An 18,418-nucleotide genomic window follows, 5' to 3' on the forward strand; every position below is an offset into this window, starting at 1 on the left:
CTCATCGGGATGGTCGCAGACTGCGGGCAAATCGCGCCGCTTTTGCGAGTGCGGCGCGATCGACGCCGGTCACGAGCCCCTCTGCCTCCAGCATCTCGACCACCTTAACGGTATCGACATTGCCTTTTGCGCCGGGCGCGTAGGGACAACCGCCGAGCCCGCCGGCCGAGGCGTCGAAGGTGCGAAGGCCACGTTTCAGCGAGACGCGGATATTGTCCATCGCGCGGCCGGCGGTGTCGTGGAAATGCCCGGCGAGCCGGCTCGCCGGAATGCGTTCGAGTACGGCCGAAAGCATCGCTTCGATCGTCTCCGGCGTGCCCTGGCCGATCGTGTCTCCGAGCGATATCTCATGGCAGCCGAGGTCGAGGAGGACCGAGGCGACGTCGGCGACGGCATCTGGAGCGATGTGGCCCTCATAGGGACAGTCGGTGACGCAGGAGACATAGCCGCGAAGCGCGAGCCCGGCCTCTTTCGCACGGGCGGCGAGGGGGGCGAAGCGCTCCAGGCTTTCGGCAATCGAGCAGTTTATGTTGCTGCGGCTGAAGCTCTCGGAGGCGCTGGCAAAGATTGCCGCCTCGTCGGCCCGCGCCGCGATGGCGGCGGTCAGGCCCTTGAGATTGGGCGTGAGCGCGGCGTAGGTGACGCCGGGTCGTCGGGCGATGCCGGCCATCACCTCGGCGCCGTCGGCCATCTGCGGCACCCATTTGGGCGAGACGAAGCTCGCGACCTCGATTTTCATCAGCCCGGTCGCCGACAACAGATCGACGAAGGCGATCTTGTCGGCTGTTGCGATGACGGCGGTCTCGTTCTGCAACCCGTCGCGGGGGGCCATCTCGACGATCGTCACGGCGTCGCCCATCGCTCAGCCTTCCGGTTCGAGGGACAGGAGGATTGCGCCCTGATTCACCTGGTCGCCTTCAGCGGCCATGACCTCGGCAATGATGCCGTCGCGCGGCGCAACGAGCGCATGCTCCATCTTCATCGCCTCCAGAACGGCGAGGCGTCGGCCTTTCTCGACGACGTCTCCGGCTCTGGCCGCGACCAGGCGAACGAGACCCGGCATCGGCGCCAGCACGACGTCGCCGCTCGGCGCCTCGGCCTCGGCTCCGGGCAGGTGGCGGTGGAACCGGAACGACTTGCCGGGCCGCTGCAGCCAGATGGAAGCGCCATGCCGGTAGGCAATCACCTCGGTCTTCGCGCCGTCCTCATCGAGGCGCAGCCGATCGCCGTCCCGAGCTACCTTGTTGAGTTCGACGATCCCGGCCGGCGTTTCAATCCGGCGCGATCCGTCGGGATCGGTTTCGACCGTCACCGTCACGGGCCCGCTGGCGCCGTCGAAGATGACCGACTGTCGCGCCGGGCCGAAATGACGAAAATTCGAATATGCCGCGAAGGGATCGGGCTTCTGCGGCGCCGCCCCGTCTTCGAGGAGCGCCGTGAGGGCCGCGAGTGCATAGTCTCGACCCTCGGGTTCCGGCTCCGCCGTCAGTTCCGTTAGATGACGGCCGATCAGTCCGGTGTCGACTGTTCCGTCGGCAAAGTCCGGGTGGGACGACAGCCTTTCAAGAAACGCCCGGTTCACGACGCAGCCGGCAACGATGGTCACATCGAGCGCGCGGGTCAGTTTGCGCAGGGCGCTCGGCCGGTCCGGTCCGTGGGCGATGATCTTGGCGATCATCGGATCGTAATGCGGCGTGATCGCGTCACCCGCCGCGACGCCGGTGTCGATCCGTATGCCGCCGGTCTCGGGCGGAAACGCCAGCTTTGCGAGGCAGCCGGTCGCCGGCAGAAAGCCCGAGGCCGGATCCTCAGCATAAAGCCTTGCCTCCACGGCATGTCCTGAGATCGTCAGATCGTCCTGCGCGAAGGGGAGAGGTCGCCCCTCGGCAACGGTGATCTGGAGCGCGACGAGGTCGAGCCCGGTGATCGCCTCGGTGACCGGATGTTCGACCTGCAGGCGCGTGTTCATCTCCATGAACCAGAAGCCGTCGGGCGAAAGATCTGATCCATCCACGATAAACTCGACGGTTCCCGCGCCGACATAGCCGACCGCCTTGCCCGCTTCGACCGCCGCCTTTCCCATCGCCGCGCGCATCGCCTGCGTCATGCCGGGGGCGGGGGCTTCCTCGATCACCTTCTGGTGCCGGCGCTGCAGCGAGCAGTCCCGCTCGAACAGATGGACGACATTGCCATGGGTGTCGCCGAAGACCTGCACCTCGATATGGCGGGGGGTCTCGATGTATTTTTCGACAAGGCAGGCCGGATCGCCGAAGCTCGCCTCACCCTCGCGGCGGGCGCTTTCCAGCGCATCGGCAAAATCCTCGCGCCGTTCCACCAGCCGCATGCCCTTGCCGCCGCCGCCCGCCCGCGCCTTGATCAACACGGGAAAGCCGGTCGCCTCGGCCTGGTCCGCGAGGAAGTCCGGGTCCTGGCTTTCGCCGTGATAGCCGGGCACGACGGGAACGCCGGCCTTCTCCATCAAGGCCTTGGCGCGGTCCTTCAGGCCCATGGCCCGGATCGCGGCAGCCGAAGGGCCGACGAAGACGAGCCCTGCCGCTTCCACCTGATCGACGAAATTGGGATTCTCCGACAGAAAGCCGTAGCCAGGGTGGATCGCGTCGGCTCCCACCGCCCTGGCTGCCGCGATGATCGCCGCGCCGTTCAGATAGCTTTCCGAGACGGCGGCCGGGCCGATCCGCACGGCCTCGTCCGCCATTGCGACATGCAACGCGTCCCGGTCCGCGTCGGAATAGACGGCGACGGTGCGGATCCCGAGCGCCCTGGCCGTGCGGATGACCCGGCAGGCGATCTCGCCGCGATTGGCGATGAGGAGGGTGGTGATCATGGTCATGGGGCAAAACCGATGTCGTCGAAGCTCACCCGGCGCATGGGGGCGGGCACATGAAGACGTTGGTCGGCGCTGACGAAAACCGTACAGCCGGCGACTTCGGCGCAGGCGACGTGCAGGGCGTCGGGAAGTTTCATGGAGGTGTCTGCCCGGAGTCGAGCCGCCGCCAGGATCGTCTGTCGATCGATCTGGACCGGAGCTTGCGACAGCTTGCCATCGATAAAGCGCAAATAGGCGTGGACGAGGTTCTCGTCTCCATCGCGCAGAGGTCGAACGATACATTCCGCGACGGCTATTTCGCTGGTGACAGCAAATGTCGATCGCGAGCCGATTGCCGTCATCAGCTCTTTCTGAGCACGCTCTAGAGGCTTTGACCTTTCGATGAGACCAATGATCGTGTTGGAATCCAGATAAAGGCGCTCACCAGCGAGCCGCATCAGTCGCCCCACTCGTCTCGCATGGCGCGAATATCGGCAACGATTTCTTCCGTCGTGCGGTTCGAGGGAGCAATCCCGACATAGTCGAGGATCGAGCGGCCATCGTCCTCGACCCGGCTTGCAAGACTCGGTCGATAGCGTTCCTCGATCAGCGAACGCAGCTCGGCCTCCATCGATCGATTGTTGGCCGCGGCCGACTTTTCGACCGCTTCGATCAGTTGCTGGTCGAGTTGCCCGACGATTATCTCGCCCATTGCTCCATCTCCTTTCGACAAGCAAGCAACATTCTATCGTCTACATCACATCCGAAACAGCCCGAACCGCGTCTCCTCGATCGGTGCTTCGAGGCTGGCAGCGAGCGACAACGCCAGCACCTCGCGGCTCCTGGCCGGGTCGACGATGCCGTCGTCCCACAGCCGCGCCGAGGCGTAGAGGGGATGGCTCTGGCGCAGAAACATCTCCTCCGTCGGCTTGCGGAAGGCGGCCTCGTCCTCTTCGCTCCAGCTTTGACCGCGCTTCTCCATCGCCTCGCGTTTGACGATGGCGAGCGTCCGCGCCGCCTGCTCGCCGCCCATCACGGCGATGCGGCTGTTCGGCCATGTCCAGAGAAAGCGCGGCGAATAGGCCCGGCCGGCCATGCCGTAATTGCCGGCACCATAGGAGCCGCCGACGATCATCGTGATCTTCGGCACCGAAGTGGTGGAGACGGCGGTGACGAGCTTTGCACCGTGCCGGGCTATGCCGCCAGCCTCGGCGTTGCGGCCGACCATGAAGCCGGTGATGTTCTGCAGGAACAGGAGCGGGATCTTGCGCTGCGAGCAGAGCTCGACGAAATGCCCGCCTTTGACCGCGCTTTCGGAGAACAGGACGCCGTTGTTGGCGAGGATGCCGACCGGGATGCCGTTCAGATGGGCGAAGCCGCAAACCAGCGTCTCGCCGAAGCGCGCCTTGAACTCGTCGAAGCGCGAGCCGTCGACGATGCGGGCGATCACTTCGCGAATGTCGTAGGGCGTCTTCGGATCGGCCGGAATGATGCCCATCAGCTCCGACGGGTCGTAGGCCGGGGCCTCGGGCGTCGCGAAGGCGATCCGCGCCGGATTGGCCGGGCCGAGATGGCCGGCGATCCGCCGGGCGATGGCGAGCGCATGGGCGTCGTCCTCGGCAAGATGGTCGGCGACGCCAGACAGCCGGGTGTGCAGATCGCCGCCGCCGAGTTCTTCCGCCGTCACGCTCTCGCCGGTCGCGGCCTTCACCAGCGGCGGGCCGGCGAGGAAGATCGTGCCTTGGTCGCGCACGATGATCGTCTCGTCGCTCATCGCCGGCACATAGGCGCCGCCCGCCGTGCAGGAGCCCATGACGACGGCGATCTGGGCGATGCCACGGGCGCTCATCTGTGCTTGATTGTAGAAGATCCGGCCGAAATGGTCGCGGTCGGGGAAGACCTCGTCCTGGTTCGGCAGGTTGGCGCCGCCGGAATCGACGAGATAGACGCAGGGCAGGCGGTTTTCCGCCGCGATCTCCTGGGCGCGCAGGTGCTTCTTCACGGTCAGCGGAAAATAGGTGCCGCCCTTCACCGTGGCGTCGTTGGCGAGCACCATCACGGTTCGCCCCGAGACCCTGCCGATGCCGGCGATGGCGCCGGCGGCCGGCACCTCGCCACCATAAAGGTCGTGGGCCGCGAAGAGACCGATCTCGAGAAAGGGCGATCCGGGATCGAGGAGGTTCTCCACTCGGTCCCGCGGCAGCATCTTGCCGCGCGACAGATGCCGCTCGCGCGCCCGCTCGCCGCCGCCGGCCATGGCGATGTCGGCCGCCGCGCTGACGGCATCGAGCTGCGCCTGCATCGCCTTGCGGTTTTCCGCAAAGGCCTCGGAGCGCGGCGAGATCGCTGATGTCAGGATCGGCATGGATGGCTCCGCAGGGTCATCGGATGACCTCGATTTCAAGTCCCAGCGATACCTTCGACCATGCGCGATCGGCCGTGATGATCCTGGCCTTTTCCAGAAGGGCCAGGGCAAGACAGGCGCGGTCGCCGAGCGACAGTCCGAGCCGGCGCGTCTGAGACCGCAACGTCCCGGCCAGCTGAGCCTGACTGCGGTCGAAGGGCACGGTTGCGAGATCGAGACCGGCGAGCATCAGCTTGGCGGCGTCTCCGGTCAGCCCGTGGTCGATGAGCTTGCTGACGACCTCGACGACGTTGACACTGGAAATGCGCCCGTCGCGCATGTGCGGCCGGAGCGTCTCACTGCCGGGCTCGTTCCAGAGATAGGCTAGCACCGCCGAGCTATCGAGCACGATCGTCAAGATCGCACCCCGTGCAACAGGGTCTCCGCCTCCTCGCGAAGCGCTTCCGCCCGACGCTCCTCGATCAGTTCATCGACGGGCGACCGGCCGCTGAAGCCCTTCTCGGCGATCAGGCGGCGAACCTTGTCGATCGCCGTCAGGGGAGAGGTCAGGCGAAGTTCGCCATCCTCGTCGATCCGGGCAATCAGCTTTCCGTCACCGCCGAGCTTCATCAAGGCGCGCAGCTCTTCCGGGATGGTCAGGCGCCCGTCTTCGCCGAGTGTCAGCGACGTGAATGCGTTTGCGTCAGCATTGAAGGCGAAGCCGTCCGTCTGCACCGGTCCTTCCGCGGCCGGCGTCTTTGCTTTCGGCCGCTCCAGCGTGTTGCGCACATGCTGATATCGGATTCCCAGAAAGCGGGCGATGTCGGCGCGCTCGAAACCCTTCTCGTCGAGCGCCCGGATTTTTGCCGCCTTGGTCGGAAGGCCGGCAGTGATTTTCGTCATCGCTTCGTGATCGGCCTTCATGACAACCTCCAGTTCTTAGATAGGTAATATCTACATAGGTATGTAGGTTGCATCAAGCCGTCTCCGCGAACAGTTCCCGCCCGATCAGCATGCGGCGGATTTCGCTGGTGCCGGCACCGATTTCGTAGAGCTTGGCGTCGCGCAGGAGCCGGCCGGTGGCATATTCGTTGATGTAGCCGTTGCCGCCCAGCGCCTGGATCGCCTGCAGCGCCATCTGCGTCGCGGCTTCGGCGGCGTAGAGGATGCAGCCGGCGGCGTCCTTGCGGCTGACCTCGCCGCGGTCGCAGGCCGAGGCGACGGCATAGACGTAGGACCGGCAGGCATTGGTGGTGACATACATGTCGGCGAGCTTGCCCTGCATCAGCTGGAACTCGCCGATCGCCTGGCCGAACTGCTTGCGCTCGTGGACGTAAGGCACGACCACGTCGAGGCAGGCGGCCATGATGCCGACGGGGCCGGCGGCGAGCACCACCCGCTCGTAGTCGAGCCCGCTCATCAGGACCTTCACGCCGCCGCCGACTTCGCCGAGGACGTTCTCATAGGGCACCTCGCAATCCTCGAAGACGAGTTCGCAGGTGTTGGAGCCGCGCATGCCGAGCTTGTCGAGTTTCTGGGCGGTGGAAAAGCCGGCCATGCCCTTCTCGATCAGAAAGGCGGTGATGCCGCGCGGCCCGGCGCCGGGATCGGTCTTGGCATAGACAAGGAGGGTCGAAGCGTCCGGTCCGTTGGTGATCCACATCTTGGTGCCGTTGAGGACGAAGCGGTCGTTCTTCGGCTCGGCCCGGAGCTTCATTGAAACGACGTCGGAGCCGGCGCCGCTCTCCGACATCGCGAGCGAGCCCACATGCTCGCCGGAAATCAGCTTCGGCAGGTATTTGCGCTTCTGCGCGTCGGTGCCGTTGCGGCGGATCTGGTTGACGCAAAGGTTCGAGTGCGCGCCGTAGGACAGGCCCACCGAAGCCGAGGCCCGGGAGATCTCCTCCACGGCGATGCAATGGGCGACATAGCCAAGCCCTGATCCGCCGAACTCTTCCTCCACCGTGATCCCGAGCAGGCCGAGTTCGCCCATCTCGCGCCAGAGTTCGTTCGGGAATTCGTTGCTGGCATCGATCTCGGCGGCCCTCGGCGCGATCCTCTCCATCGCGAAGCGATGAACCATGTCGCGCAGGGCGTCGATGTCATCGCCGAGGGCAAATTTCATCGTGCGTTCGAACATGTGGCAATCCTCCCGCATGAGGAGATAAGCGAAGCACACCGGAAGGCCATTGCGGTCCTGCCGCGATGACGCGTCGCTCACATTTTCGCCAGTCATCGGTTGCAAGTGCCCGGCTCGCTTGAACCGCGGCGAACCCGCGGCCATCTGCCATCCAAGTCCCTGATCCGGGCCCCTCTGGCGAGAGCAGCCGGCGCTCTCGTGATGTCGGATCTTCTTTCGGCATCACGGCCGGCTGGAGGTTTCGCCCCATGGATCTCGGCTTTCTCATTTCGCCCTGGCTCGGCACGCCACTTTGGATGTGGCTCGGCTTCTTCGCTCTGGTACTTCTCGTACTCGCCTTCGATCTCGGTGTCCTCAACAAGGAGGACCATGAGATCGAAGTCGGCGAGAGCCTGAAACTGTCCGCCTTCTACATCGCCCTCGGCCTGCTGTTCGGCGGCGCCGTCTGGTGGCTGAAGGGGGGCGAGCCGGCGATCAGCTATTTCACCGGCTTCGTCGTCGAGAAGGCGCTGGCGATGGACAACGTCTTCGTCATCGCGATGATCTTCTCGTTCTTCGCGGTGCCGAGGATCTACCAGCACCGTGTCCTGTTCTGGGGCATTCTCGGCGTGATCGTTTTGCGGGCGATCATGATCGGCTTCGGCACGGCACTGGTGAACAACTTCGCCTGGGTGCTCTACGTCTTCGCCGCCTTCCTCATCGCCACGGGCGTCAAGATGCTTCTCGTCGGCGACAAGGAGAAGCCGCTCGTCGACAATCCGCTGGTCAAATTCCTGCGGCGCCATCTGAACGTCACCGACAAGCACCATGGCGAGCGCTTCTTCGTCACGCAGGCCGACCCGAAGACGGGCAGGCCGGTGCGCTTCGTGACGCCTTTGTTCATGGCGCTGATCATGATCGAGATCGCCGACGTGATCTTCGCGGTCGATTCCGTCCCGGCGATCTTCGCCATCACCACCGATCCTTTCATCGTCTACACCTCGAACATCTTCGCGATCCTCGGCCTGCGCGCCCTTTATTTCGCGCTGGCGGCGATGATCCATCGGTTCGAATATCTGAAGGTCGCCCTCTCGCTGGTCCTGATCTTCATCGGCGCCAAGGTCTTCGCGGCCGATCTCCTCGGCCTGGACAAGATCCCGCCGCTCGTCTCCCTCGGCGCGACCTTCACGATCCTCGGTGCGGGCGTTGTCTGGAGCCTGTGGAAGACCAGCGATCGGGGAGCCTCTGCCGGCTGACCGGCAGGGGCGAAATCGCCGGTCATCCGGAAATTCCGGTTGATGCCGGGATTATTCTCGCAAAGGTTGAGTAATGCTTGTCATTATTGCAATCTTTGGTAAACATGACACGATGACATATCGAGACACGCCATTCGTCGGACGCCGTCACCGTCACGGCGTCCTGACCACCTTTTGCGTCGCTCTGATCGTCGGTTTCGGCGCCATCGGCGAGGGAGAGGCGCGGCCGCAGCAGGACCTCGTCCCGCAAGTCGAGGCGGTGCAGAATTCGGGCGGGCTTCTCGCGCAAGGGCGAAGGACCTGCAAGTCGGTATCGACCTGCGAGGAGGCGGTCCGGCTATGGTGTGGCGGTTATTCCCGCGCAGACGGCGACAAGGATGGCATCCCCTGCGAGACGGTTTGCTCGACAAAGCAGGAAGTCGACGAGATCCGCGCGCGCATCGGTTGCTGACGTCCTTGTCGCAAAAGGCCGGACGCTCCGTTCAGCCGTCGAGCAGCGCAAACGTCCCGAAAGCCGGCACCTTGATGCCGATCCGCCGGGCATCGATGCCGGCGACGAGGCCGAAGAGATTGATCTCCAGCCCGCTCTTCCAGCCCGCCGACACTCCGGCATAGCCGAACAGCGACAGATGCAGATCGCGCCTGTCGGGATCCAGGAAGGCGAGGCGCCCATTGGTCGGGTAGTCACGGCCCACCGACACCGGCGGCAGGCTGACGTCGATCTCGGGCACCTGCCGCATCACATGGGCGACGAAGGAATTGGAGTTCGGCCCCGGAAAGATGTGATAGCCGCCGCGCATGGCGAAGGGGTAGCTCGCAATCGCATCGCGCAGCTTCGGGATCAACGTCTCAGCCGCATCTCCCTCTGCGGAAAACACGACGCGCGGCTCGTTCGAATACCACCGTCCGTCGGCGGGATAGCCGTTGTGGCGCACCGGCGTGCCCCAGCCGACCTTGTCCCAGCGCTCGTATTCTTCAGCGCCCTTTTCCTTCACGACGATCCAGGAATGCTCGGACACCGCGCCCTTGAGGCCGCCGGTCCGGGCCGAAAACACGTAGACCCGCGCGCCCTCGACTTCCCTGGCCGGCGGCAGCATGCCCGACGACGACCAGTCCGCCGTGCGCCAGGAGGTGGCATGGTCGCCGAAGTACCAGATCGCCGCCGAGGCCGCAGCCGGCACCAGGAAGATTGCGACGATGGCGAGGATGAGAAAGTTCAGGATCCGCATCGGCCCTCTTTTTTGACAGTGTGCTGGCTGCCGGCAAGAAACGAGCGTGAAGAACACTCGAGCGGAATGAGATGAGCTTCGCTCACCCTGCTGCTCTATCCTCTTGTCGAGGCATGATCTCTTCCGAAAACCGGTTCCCACTTTTCGCGATCATGCTCTAGGTTGCCACTCGAACCATCAACCGGGCAGTCAGGTCGTCATTATGGAAAATCCCGTCCTCGTGGAAGTCACCCGCGGTCAACTTGTCGAAAGCTCGCATCGCGGCGCCTTTGCCCTTATCGATGGCGACGGCAAGACGATCGCGAGCGCCGGCGACGTCGATCGGCCGGTTTTCCCCCGCTCGGCGGTCAAGCTCCTGCAGGCGATCCCTCTGATCGAGACCGGCGCTGCCGCGCGTTTCGGGCTCGACGACAAGGATCTGTCGCTCGCCTGTGCCTCCCATTCCGGCGAGCCAGAGCACGTCCGACGGGCGGCGGCCATGCTGGCGAAGGCCGGGCTCGACATGGAGGCGCTCGAATGCGGCGCGCATTGGCCGGGAGAGGCCGATGTTTCCCGCGACATGGCAAGGCGGGGCGAAACGCCCTGTCAGCTTCACAACAACTGTTCCGGCAAACATGCGGGCTTTCTCCTGACGGCCGCCCATCGGGGGGAGGAGGCCGCGGGATATAGCGGGCCGAACCATCCCGTGCAGGTTCGCGCCAAGGCGGTCATCGAGGATCTCATCGGACGCAGCCTGAATGTCGATGTCTGCGGCACGGATGGCTGCTCGATCCCGACCTATGCCGCGCCCTTGCGTGACTTTGCCCTGGCCTTTGCGCGGCTCGCCTCCGGACGCGGCGTCGAGCCGCAGCGCGCTGAGGCCGGACAGGCCTTGATGCGCGCTTGCATGGCCGAGCCTTTCGAGATGTCGGGTACGGGCCGCGCCTGCCTGAAGCTGATGCAGGCCGCGCCCGGCAAGATCTTCGCCAAGACCGGCGCCGAGGGCGTCTTCTGCGGCGCTCTACCGGACCTTGGTCTGGGCTTTGCACTCAAGATCGACGACGGCGCGACCAGAGCCAGCGAGGCGCTTGCGGCCGCCGTCATCGCGGCGGCGCTCAAAAAGCAGGATGCCAGCCTTGCCGAGACCTTTGCGGCAATGGCGCGAAAGGATCTGCGGAACTGGCGCGGGACCCGGACCGGGGAGATCCGGGTGACACTGCCGAAGGATTGAGCCCGAACGGAGCCGGCGGAGGGTGAACTTGGCCCCGCGCCAGCCTCCGCCAGTCTTCATTCCGCCTTGGCGGCCGAACGTCTGGTGCCGCGTCGGCGGGGCGCCTTCGGCTTCTTCGGCGCTTCGCGAATTTCGATGCCGCCTCCGTCGCGCTCGCGAACCTCGAATTCCTCGGTGGCTCGAACGAGATCGCTCAGCTTCTTGAACCCGTATGTCCGGGGGTCGAAATCGGGCGCCAGATTGAGGATCTGCTTGCCGAAGCCACCGAGATTGACCCAGCCATCCTCGCTTTCCATCTGGGCGATGACGCGCACCAGAAGCGCCGTCGCCTCCTCCTGTCTGGCGAGGGGTTTCGGCGCGGTCTTGCTGCTCGCGCGATCGGGATCGGCGCGCTCTGGCAGAAGGTTTTCCGTGTAGATGAAGCGGCGGCAGGCCTGGCGGAAACTCTCCGGCGTCTTCTGTTCGCCGAAACCATAGACGTCGACGCCCTGCTCGCGGATGCGGGCCGCAAGGCGGGTGAAGTCGCTGTCGGACGAAACCAGGCAGAAACCGTCGAACCGTCCGCTGTGCAGGAGGTCCATCGCGTCGATGACGAGGGTGATGTCCGAGGCGTTCTTGCCGACCGTGTAGGCGAATTGCTGCTGCGGCACGATCGCGTGACGGGCGAGAATATCCACCCAGCCCTTCGACCGGGAACTCGAAAAATCGCCGTAGACACGCCGCACGCTCGCTTCGCCGATCTTGGCGATTTCCTCGAAAAGCCCATCCGCGATCTTGTGCGAAGCGTTGTCGGCGTCGATCAGCACGGCGAGACGGCGTGCCGTGTCGCTCCGGATTGCGGCCATCGGGATTTCCTTATGTTGACTGGGCACGAATGATAGGCCGGTCGCCGAAGATTTCACCAAACCGGGGAAAGTTCGCCGGTGCGTCATTGCATGACAGGGGGCGGTCCCGAAAGGGCCAGGCGACAGAACGATCCTCGACGGGCATCGTGGAAAGGCCGGTCGATCCCGGCAGTTTCGGCCAACCGTTAGTGGCTTGCGGCGGGCTTCTTCAAGAGCGCATGGCACACGACGTGCTGTGCCAGGTTGTGGGCTCGATCCGTGCTGGGAACTCTTCCCGATTCGTCCCGATCGTGCGACAGAGGCTTTCTTTTCGCTTGTGAGCCACTATCCTGATAGCGGTAGGAACGCATCGTGTGCTGCGGGGTCGCCGCTCACGCGAATGCGCTGCGAAAGCAAATTGGGAGAGACCATCATGGCCTGGAACAAGCCCGTCGTGACCGAAATCTGCATGGCGATGGAAATCAACGGCTACATGCCCGTCGAATTCTAATCGGTTCCATGCAAACCGATCTGGGCCGTGGGCGGGACAACCGCCTGCGGCTTTTTGTTTTGGGCTCGGCCGCCGGCGGCGGAGCGCCCCAGTGGAACTGCCTCTGCGACGTCTGCCGCCTGTACTGGGCGGGCGACGAACGCGTCAGTGCGCGCTCGCAATCCTCGATCGCGGCGACGGCCGACGGCCAAAACTGGCTGCTGCTGAATGCCTCGCCGGACCTGCGCGACCAGATCCTGAAATCGCCTCGGCTCGCCCCCAGCGCCAATGCCGGTGCGGATGAAAGGCGGGCAACGCCGATTTCCGCCGTTCTCGTCACCAATGGCGACGTCGATCACATTGCCGGCCTCCTGACTTTGCGCGAAAAGCAAAGCTTTCCGCTTTACGGCACGGCCGGCGTCCTCGGCATGATCGAGGGCAGCCCGGTGTTTCAGGTGCTCGACCCCACTTTCGTCGACAAGCGTCCCGTCTCGCTCGGCGCCCGCTTCGAGCCGGTGCCGGGGCTTACCGTCGAGATCTTTTCCGTTCCCGGCAAGGTGCCCCTGTTCATGGAGAAAGGCGAGGTCGATGTCGGCGAGGAGAGCGAGATGACCGTCGGTGTCCGCCTCTCGGCCCATGGCAGGACCGCCTATTACATCCCCGGCTGCGCCCATGTCCCCGAAGCCCTGAAGGACCGGGTGAGGGGCGCCGATGCAATCCTTTTCGACGGCACGGTCTTCGTCGACGACGAGATGCAGCGCGCCGGCGTCGGCGTGAAGACCGGCCGGCGCATGGGCCACATGCCGATCACCGGGGAGGGCGGCAGCCTTTCCGCCTTCGACGGGCTCGAGATTGGCCGCAAAGCCTATATCCACATCAACAACACCAATCCGATCCTGATCGCCGGATCGGCCGAGCGCCAGACCGTCGAGGCCGCCGGCTGGACGGTCACCGATGACGGCATGGAGATCGCGCTATGACCGGTCGCACCGACCCCCTGTTGAGCCACGCCGAGCTGGAAGCGGCCCTGCGCGAGATCGGGGCCACCCGCTACCACTCGCTCCACCCGTTTCAGACGCTGCTGCAGGAGGGTCGGCTCACCCGCGCGCAGGTCCAGGCCTGGGCGCTCAACCGTTATTACTACCAGTCGAACATCCCCGTGAAGGACGCGATCATCCTCGCCCGCCTCGGCACGGTGGAGCTGCGCCGCGAATGGCGCCAGCGCATCCTCGATCATGATGGGTCCGAGACCGAGCGCGGCGGCATCGAGAAGTGGATCGCGCTCACCGACGGCGTCGGCCTCGACCGGGACTACGTCATGTCCGGCAAGGGCATCCTCGCGGGCACGCGTTTTGCCGTCGACGCTTACGTTCATTTCGTCCGCGACCGCACGCTCCTGGAGGCCATCGCCTCTTCGCTCACCGAATTGTTCTCGCCGAACGTCATCGGCGTCAGAACCAGGGGCATGCTCGCCCATTACGACTTCATCTCGGCCGAAACGCTCGCCTATTTCGACAAGCGCCCGGTGCAGGCCAAGCGCGACAGCGATTTCGCCCTGAACTACTGCCTCGAACACGCCGATACCCGCGAAAAGCAGGAGGCCGTGATGGATGCCCTGCGCTTCAAGTGCCAGGTCCTGTGGGCGCAGCTCGACGCGCTCTACTTTTCCTATGTGGAACCGGCGCTCACCCCGCCCGACGCCTGGCGCCCGGGCGAGGCCGATGCCGGCCGGGAGGCGCGCTGATGGCCGGGCCCGCGACCATCCCCGACGAGGCGGTCCCGGCGCTGCCACGCGGCGTGAAGTTTCGCGAGGACAAGGCGAGGGGGCGCCACGTGCTGCTCGGCCCCGAACGCATCTTCGAAGCCGATCCCGTCGCCACCGAGATCTTGAAGCGGATCGACGGTGTCACGACCTTCAAGGGCATGCTCACCCAGCTCACAGAACTCTTCACCGCCGACGAGGCGACCATCCGCCCCGACGTCGAGGCGCTCTTGCTTGACCTGAAAGACAAGCAGATGGTGACCCTATGAGCGAGACCCTTCTCGATCATCGCCCGACGCCGGATCAGGCTGCCGCGCTGCGCCCGCAGCCGCCGCTCGGCCTCCTCGCCGAGGTCACCCATCGCTGCCCGATGCGCTGCACCTATTGCTCGAACCCGCTGCAGCTCGATCCGAAGTCGATGGAGCTCGATACGGACACTTGGAAAAGGGTCTTCTCGGAAGCCGTCGAGCTCGGCGTCATCCATCTCCACATGTCCGGCGGTGAACCCACCGCACGCCGCGACATCGTCGAATTGATGCGCCACGCGGCCGAGGTCGGCCTCTACACCAATCTCATCACCTCTGGCATCGGCGTTTCCGAGGAGAAGCTCGACGCCCTGATCGACGCCGGCTGCGATCACATCCAGCTGTCCATGCAGGGCGCCGACGAGGCGATCACCGAGCGCGTCGGCGGCTATAAAGGCGGCTTCGAGAGGAAGCAGGCCTTTGCCCGCGCCGTCGTCGAGCGAGGCGTGCCGCTGACGCTCAACGCCGTCATCCACCGGATGAACATCCATCAGGTGCCGGACATGATCGAAAAGGCCGTCGCCTTCGGCGCCAAGCGCCTCGAGATCGCCCACACCCAATATTACGGCTGGGCGCTGAAGAACCGCGCCCAGCTGATGCCCGCCCGCGAGGACGTCGATCGCACGATCCACGAGGTCGAAACCGCCCGCGAGCGCCTCAAGGGCACGCTCGTCATCGACGCCGTCTTCCCGGACTACTACGCCCGCTATCCCAAGCTCTGCAACGGCGGCTGGGGCACCCGCACCTTCTCCGTCACCCCCGCCGGCAAGGTTCTCCCCTGCCACGCCGCCGAGACGATCACCCATCTCGACTTCTGGAACGTCCGCGACCACTCCCTCGCCGAGACCTGGTACGACGGCCCCGCCTTCACGGCCTATCGCGGCACGGGCTGGATGAAGGAACCCTGCCTCTCCTGTGAGCGCAAACACGTCGACCTCGGCGGCTGCCGCTGCCAGGCGCTTGCGCTGACGGGCGATGCGGCGGCGACGGACCCGGTCTGCGTGAAGTCGCCGCTGCATGAAAGCATCGGGGAGATGGCGACGATGGAGGCGGCGGTTGCCGAGCCGGGCACGGCGACGTATCGGGGGTTCCGGGCGGGGTAGAGTCAGGCAAAGCCGCCCTCTCTCCCCCTTGTGGGAGAGAAAGTCATTCCAAGGAGTTGGGCCTCGGCTTGCCGAGGTCCAAACCTTGAGAATGACAAGAGAGGGGTTTCACCGTTCAAGCTGCCGCTTACCGTGCCGGCCAAATCGCTGGAGCGGCATCAACGGCAGCCAACGCATCGGACGCGGTGAAACCCCTCTCTTGCGATTTCTATCACTTGGCTTCGCCAAGACGATGAAATCGCTTTCTCTCCCACAAAGGGGAGAGAGGGCGCGTCGCCTTTGCCATCAGCGCGTTTCGATCCGCGAACGGGCAACCGCGCGAACCTCTCCCAGAACCGCATCGAGGTCTTCTGCGACCGCCTCATTCGCAAACCGCAGCGTCATAAAGCCAGCCTGCGCGAATGCTTTGTTCCGCCGCCCATCGCGGGATCGCCCCGCCACAGTTCCACCATGCTGCCAGCCGTCGATCTCCACGATCAGCTTCGCGTCGTGACAGACGAAGTCGGCGATGAAGCCGAGCATCGGGACCTGCCGCCGGAACTTCATCCCATCGAGCCGGCCGGCCCTGACGCCATGCCAGAACATCCGCTCCGTCGGCGTCGGATCGCGCCGCATCGCCTTTGCGAAACGCCGTTGTCCGGGCTTGATCGGCGCGTGCGTTGCCATGGAGGCCAGTCCACCGCGAAACCGCACTGATTGCAACTGTGAGGCACCGTTTCAGAATTAGGCGCCCTCTCTCCCCCCTTGTGGGAGAGAAAGTCATTCCAAGGAGTTGGGACTCGGCTTGCCGAGGTCCAAACCTTGAGAATGACAAGAGAGGGGTTTCACCGTGTCGGCCGCCGCAACCGTTGATCGGCCTCCACACCGAAAAAGAGACGTTCGTCACCGCAACCAAGACGGACACGGTGAAACCCCTCTCTTGCGATTTCTATCACTTGGCTTCGCCAAGACGATGAAATCGCTTTCTCTCCCACAAAGGGGAGAGAGGGCGCTTCTTTCGGTCCCCGCAGGTATCTCGATCACAGCTTGCCCTGGACCGTCCGAAAACACGGCAGCGGCTGCTGCTTCCGGTTTATACGGCCGCGCCAGCGGCGAAGTTGCCGCTTCCGCCCCGCAGATGATACAGCCTGCCGCTTCCGTTGCAGCACGACCGGCAGGACCTTCATGACCGCATTCCCCAACAGCGAGACAAACCCATGCGTCTAGGCGGGCGGCTCGCGGCGGCGATCGAGGTGTTGCAGGACATCGAGGCGCGGCGCCGGCCGGTGGCCGATGCTTTGAAGGACTGGGGTCTTGCCCATCGCTTCGCCGGCTCGGGCGACCGCGGCGCCATCGGCAACATCGTCTATGACGCCCTGCGCAGGAAGCGCTCCTACGGCTTTCGCATGGGAGGCGAGGGCCCGGCCGATCTTGCCTTCGCGGCCGTGATCGACGGGCTCGCCATGGCGCCGGAGGAGCTGCGGGCGGCGCTCGACGGCGACAGGTTCGCGCCGGAGATGCCGGCGGCGGAGCGGCTGGAGCATTTCCGCGCCGCCGATCTCGCCGAGGCGCCCGATGCCGTCGCCGCCGACGTGCCGGACTGGCTGGCGCCGCATCTTGAAGCCGCGCTCGGCGACGACTGGATCGCCGAGGCGGCGGAACTGTCGTCCCGCCCGCCGCTCGATCTTCGGGCCAACACGCTGAAGGCCGATCGGGACAAGGTGATCAGGGCGCTCGCGCCTTTCGATGCGCAGCCGGGCAAGCTTGCGCCGCAGGCGGTGCGCATTGCCGCCATCGCCGGCGCGGGGCGCCATCCGAACGTCCAGATCGAGGCGGGCTTTCAGAAGGGCTGGTTCGAGATCCAGGACGAGGGCTCGCAGCTCGCCGCGCTTCTGTCGGGGGCTCGCCCCGGCGAGCAGGTGCTCGATCTGTGCGCCGGGGCCGGCGGCAAGTCGCTGGCTTTGGCGGCCCAGATGGACAATACCGGCCAGATCCACGCTGCCGATAGCGACCGCCATCGCCTCGCGCCGATCCACGAGCGCCTGGCGCGGGCCGGCGCCCGCAACGTCCAGATCCACGATCCGCGCGAGGACATGGCGGGTCTCTTCGGCACGATGGATCTCACTCTCGTCGACGCACCCTGCACGGGCTCCGGCACCTGGCGCCGGCGGCCGGACGCCAAATGGCGGCTGTCGCAGGCGGCGCTTGATAAGCGCATGGCCGAGCAGGACGCGGTGCTCGATCGCGCCGCCCGCTTCGTCAAGCCCGGCGGCCGGCTCGCCTACGTCACCTGCTCGCTCATTGCCGAGGAAAACGCCGGGCGCATCGCGGCGTTTCTGGATCGCCAGGCGGGCAAGGGGTTCGGCGTCGCCGATGCCGGAGCGCGCTGGGCCGACCTCCTGCCGGACGCGGCCGGTCAATGCCGCGTCGGCGAACTTTCCGGGGGAACGGTGATCACCATGACGCCGCGTCTGACCGGCACCGACGGCTTCTTCTTTGCCATGCTGGAAAAGCGATGAACTCCAAGCTCGCCCTCGCGCTGTTCCTGCTGGTCACCGTTGGCGGCGGCGGGCTCATCGGGCTCTCGGTCGAGACCGGCGGCTGGTATGCGGCGCTCGCCAAGCCGAGCTTCAATCCGCCGGACTGGGTGTTCGGTCCGGTCTGGGGCACGCTCTACATCCTGATCGGCATTGCCGGCTGGCGGGTCTGGCGGGCGGGCGAGGGAAAAGCCCAGACGCTCTGGTGGGCGCAGCTGGCGCTGAACTTCGTCTGGCCGCCGATCTTCTTTGCGGCCCATCGTCTCGGGGTCGGCCTCGTCGTCATTCTGGCGCTGATCGCCGCGATCACTCTCTTCATCGCGCAGACATGGCAGCGAGAGCGGCCCTCGGCGCTGTTGTTCCTCCCCTATCTCGCCTGGGTCGCCTATGCGAGCCTTCTCAACGCCGCTCTCTGGTGGTTGAATTAGGGGGA

General features: G+C 65.3%; 19 protein-coding genes and 1 pseudogene. 9 read left to right on the forward strand and 11 right to left on the reverse strand.

Translation table 11 applies throughout. The features are described 5' to 3' along the window. Position 1: 1 nt before the first annotated feature. From J6595_RS09755 to J6595_RS09790, 8 genes are read right to left on the reverse strand one after another with little or no spacing between them, the layout of a single operon-like run. Positions 2 to 859, reverse strand: coding sequence for a hydroxymethylglutaryl-CoA lyase (locus J6595_RS09755; RefSeq protein ID WP_209594287.1), 858 nt, complete (start codon positions 857 to 859; stop codon positions 2 to 4). Between the two features lie 3 nt (positions 860 to 862). Then, complete coding sequence (locus tag J6595_RS09760; RefSeq protein WP_209594501.1) at positions 863 to 2,845, reverse strand: acetyl-CoA carboxylase biotin carboxylase subunit; 1,983 nt, start codon at positions 2,843 to 2,845, stop codon at positions 863 to 865. Between the two features lie 2 nt (positions 2,846 to 2,847). Continuing rightward, on the reverse strand, positions 2,848 to 3,285 hold the full coding sequence (locus J6595_RS09765) for a type II toxin-antitoxin system VapC family toxin (RefSeq protein ID WP_209594288.1): 438 nt from the start codon (positions 3,283 to 3,285) through the stop codon (positions 2,848 to 2,850). Continuing rightward, complete coding sequence (locus J6595_RS09770; RefSeq protein WP_209594289.1) at positions 3,285 to 3,539, reverse strand: FitA-like ribbon-helix-helix domain-containing protein; 255 nt, start codon at positions 3,537 to 3,539, stop codon at positions 3,285 to 3,287. Before J6595_RS09770 ends, J6595_RS09765 begins: the two co-directional genes overlap by 1 nt. A gap of 45 nt (positions 3,540 to 3,584) precedes the next feature. Next, complete coding sequence (locus tag J6595_RS09775) at positions 3,585 to 5,192, reverse strand: carboxyl transferase domain-containing protein (protein WP_209594290.1); 1,608 nt, start codon at positions 5,190 to 5,192, stop codon at positions 3,585 to 3,587. Positions 5,193 to 5,208: 16 nt separating this feature from the next. Next, the gene (locus J6595_RS09780; protein WP_342453155.1) at positions 5,209 to 5,580 is read right to left on the reverse strand and encodes a type II toxin-antitoxin system VapC family toxin; all 372 of its coding nucleotides are present in this window, start codon (positions 5,578 to 5,580) and stop codon (positions 5,209 to 5,211) included. A gap of 5 nt (positions 5,581 to 5,585) precedes the next feature. Beyond that, positions 5,586 to 6,095, reverse strand: a complete 510-nt coding sequence (locus J6595_RS09785; RefSeq protein WP_209594292.1) for a hypothetical protein — start codon at positions 6,093 to 6,095, stop codon at positions 5,586 to 5,588. A 52-nt stretch (positions 6,096 to 6,147) separates the two neighbouring features. Continuing rightward, positions 6,148 to 7,311: an isovaleryl-CoA dehydrogenase gene (locus J6595_RS09790; RefSeq protein ID WP_209594293.1), complete on the reverse strand. Its 1,164-nt coding sequence runs from the start codon at positions 7,309 to 7,311 to the stop codon at positions 6,148 to 6,150. Between the two features lie 248 nt (positions 7,312 to 7,559). Between J6595_RS09790 and J6595_RS09795 the strand changes: the two genes are divergently transcribed. Together J6595_RS09795 and J6595_RS09800 are read left to right on the forward strand one after the other, a co-directional pair. Continuing rightward, positions 7,560 to 8,546, forward strand: a complete 987-nt coding sequence (locus tag J6595_RS09795; protein ID WP_209594294.1) for a TerC family protein — start codon at positions 7,560 to 7,562, stop codon at positions 8,544 to 8,546. Between the two features lie 112 nt (positions 8,547 to 8,658). Beyond that, a complete protein-coding gene (locus J6595_RS09800) occupies positions 8,659 to 8,997 on the forward strand; it encodes an excalibur calcium-binding domain-containing protein (RefSeq protein ID WP_209594295.1) in 339 nt (112 codons plus the stop codon). Between the two features lie 31 nt (positions 8,998 to 9,028). Here the strand turns inward: J6595_RS09800 and J6595_RS09805 are convergent, their stop codons facing one another. After that, positions 9,029 to 9,775 (reverse strand): DUF3750 domain-containing protein, encoded by a 747-nt coding sequence (locus J6595_RS09805; protein WP_209594296.1) that lies wholly within the window; start codon positions 9,773 to 9,775, stop codon positions 9,029 to 9,031. A gap of 202 nt (positions 9,776 to 9,977) precedes the next feature. On the opposite strand from J6595_RS09805, the gene J6595_RS09810 reads away from it, so the two are divergent. Further along, positions 9,978 to 10,985 (forward strand): asparaginase, encoded by a 1,008-nt coding sequence (locus J6595_RS09810; RefSeq protein WP_209594297.1) that lies wholly within the window; start codon positions 9,978 to 9,980, stop codon positions 10,983 to 10,985. A gap of 56 nt (positions 10,986 to 11,041) precedes the next feature. Here J6595_RS09810 and J6595_RS09815 read toward each other — a convergent pair whose 3' ends face one another. Beyond that, positions 11,042 to 11,830 carry an NYN domain-containing protein gene (locus tag J6595_RS09815; RefSeq protein ID WP_245197950.1) on the reverse strand — a complete coding sequence of 263 codons (789 nt, stop codon included), beginning with the start codon at positions 11,828 to 11,830 and terminating at the stop codon, positions 11,042 to 11,044. Positions 11,831 to 12,227: 397 nt separating this feature from the next. Here J6595_RS09815 and pqqA point away from each other — a divergent pair, with 397 nt between their 5' ends. The 4 genes and pseudogenes from pqqA to pqqE all read left to right on the forward strand — a co-directional run bounded on the left by pqqA (position 12,228) and on the right by pqqE (position 15,469). Then, a complete protein-coding gene (pqqA, locus tag J6595_RS09820) occupies positions 12,228 to 12,320 on the forward strand; it encodes a pyrroloquinoline quinone precursor peptide PqqA (RefSeq protein WP_209594298.1) in 93 nt (30 codons plus the stop codon). 44 nt (positions 12,321 to 12,364) lie between these two features. Next, a complete protein-coding gene (pqqB, locus tag J6595_RS09825; RefSeq protein WP_209594505.1) occupies positions 12,365 to 13,279 on the forward strand; it encodes a pyrroloquinoline quinone biosynthesis protein PqqB in 915 nt (304 codons plus the stop codon). Beyond that, a pseudogene (gene pqqC / locus J6595_RS09830) lies at positions 13,276 to 14,330 on the forward strand (pyrroloquinoline-quinone synthase PqqC). The gene pqqB and the pseudogene pqqC overlap by 4 nt, the downstream one beginning before the upstream one ends. Next, entirely contained in the window at positions 14,327 to 15,469 is a 1,143-nt protein-coding gene (gene pqqE / locus J6595_RS09840) for a pyrroloquinoline quinone biosynthesis protein PqqE (RefSeq protein ID WP_209594301.1), read from the forward strand. Before pqqC ends, pqqE begins: the two are co-directional and overlap by 4 nt. 285 nt (positions 15,470 to 15,754) lie before the next feature. Here the strand turns inward: pqqE and J6595_RS09845 are convergent, their stop codons facing one another. Then, positions 15,755 to 16,135, reverse strand: coding sequence for an endonuclease domain-containing protein (locus J6595_RS09845; RefSeq protein ID WP_209594302.1), 381 nt, complete (start codon positions 16,133 to 16,135; stop codon positions 15,755 to 15,757). A gap of 530 nt (positions 16,136 to 16,665) precedes the next feature. Between J6595_RS09845 and J6595_RS09850 the strand changes: the two genes are divergently transcribed. Together J6595_RS09850 and J6595_RS09855 are read left to right on the forward strand one after the other, a co-directional pair. Continuing rightward, positions 16,666 to 17,967, forward strand: coding sequence for an RsmB/NOP family class I SAM-dependent RNA methyltransferase (locus J6595_RS09850; RefSeq protein ID WP_209594303.1), 1,302 nt, complete (start codon positions 16,666 to 16,668; stop codon positions 17,965 to 17,967). Further along, the gene (locus tag J6595_RS09855; protein WP_209594304.1) at positions 17,964 to 18,413 is read left to right on the forward strand and encodes a TspO/MBR family protein; all 450 of its coding nucleotides are present in this window, start codon (positions 17,964 to 17,966) and stop codon (positions 18,411 to 18,413) included. The genes J6595_RS09850 and J6595_RS09855 overlap by 4 nt, the downstream gene beginning before the upstream one ends. The last annotated feature ends 5 nt before the right edge of the window (positions 18,414 to 18,418 follow it).

Origin of the sequence: Jiella mangrovi, assembly GCF_017815135.1 — a bacterium.
GTDB classification, from domain to species: Bacteria; Pseudomonadota; Alphaproteobacteria; order Rhizobiales; family Rhizobiaceae; genus Jiella; species Jiella mangrovi.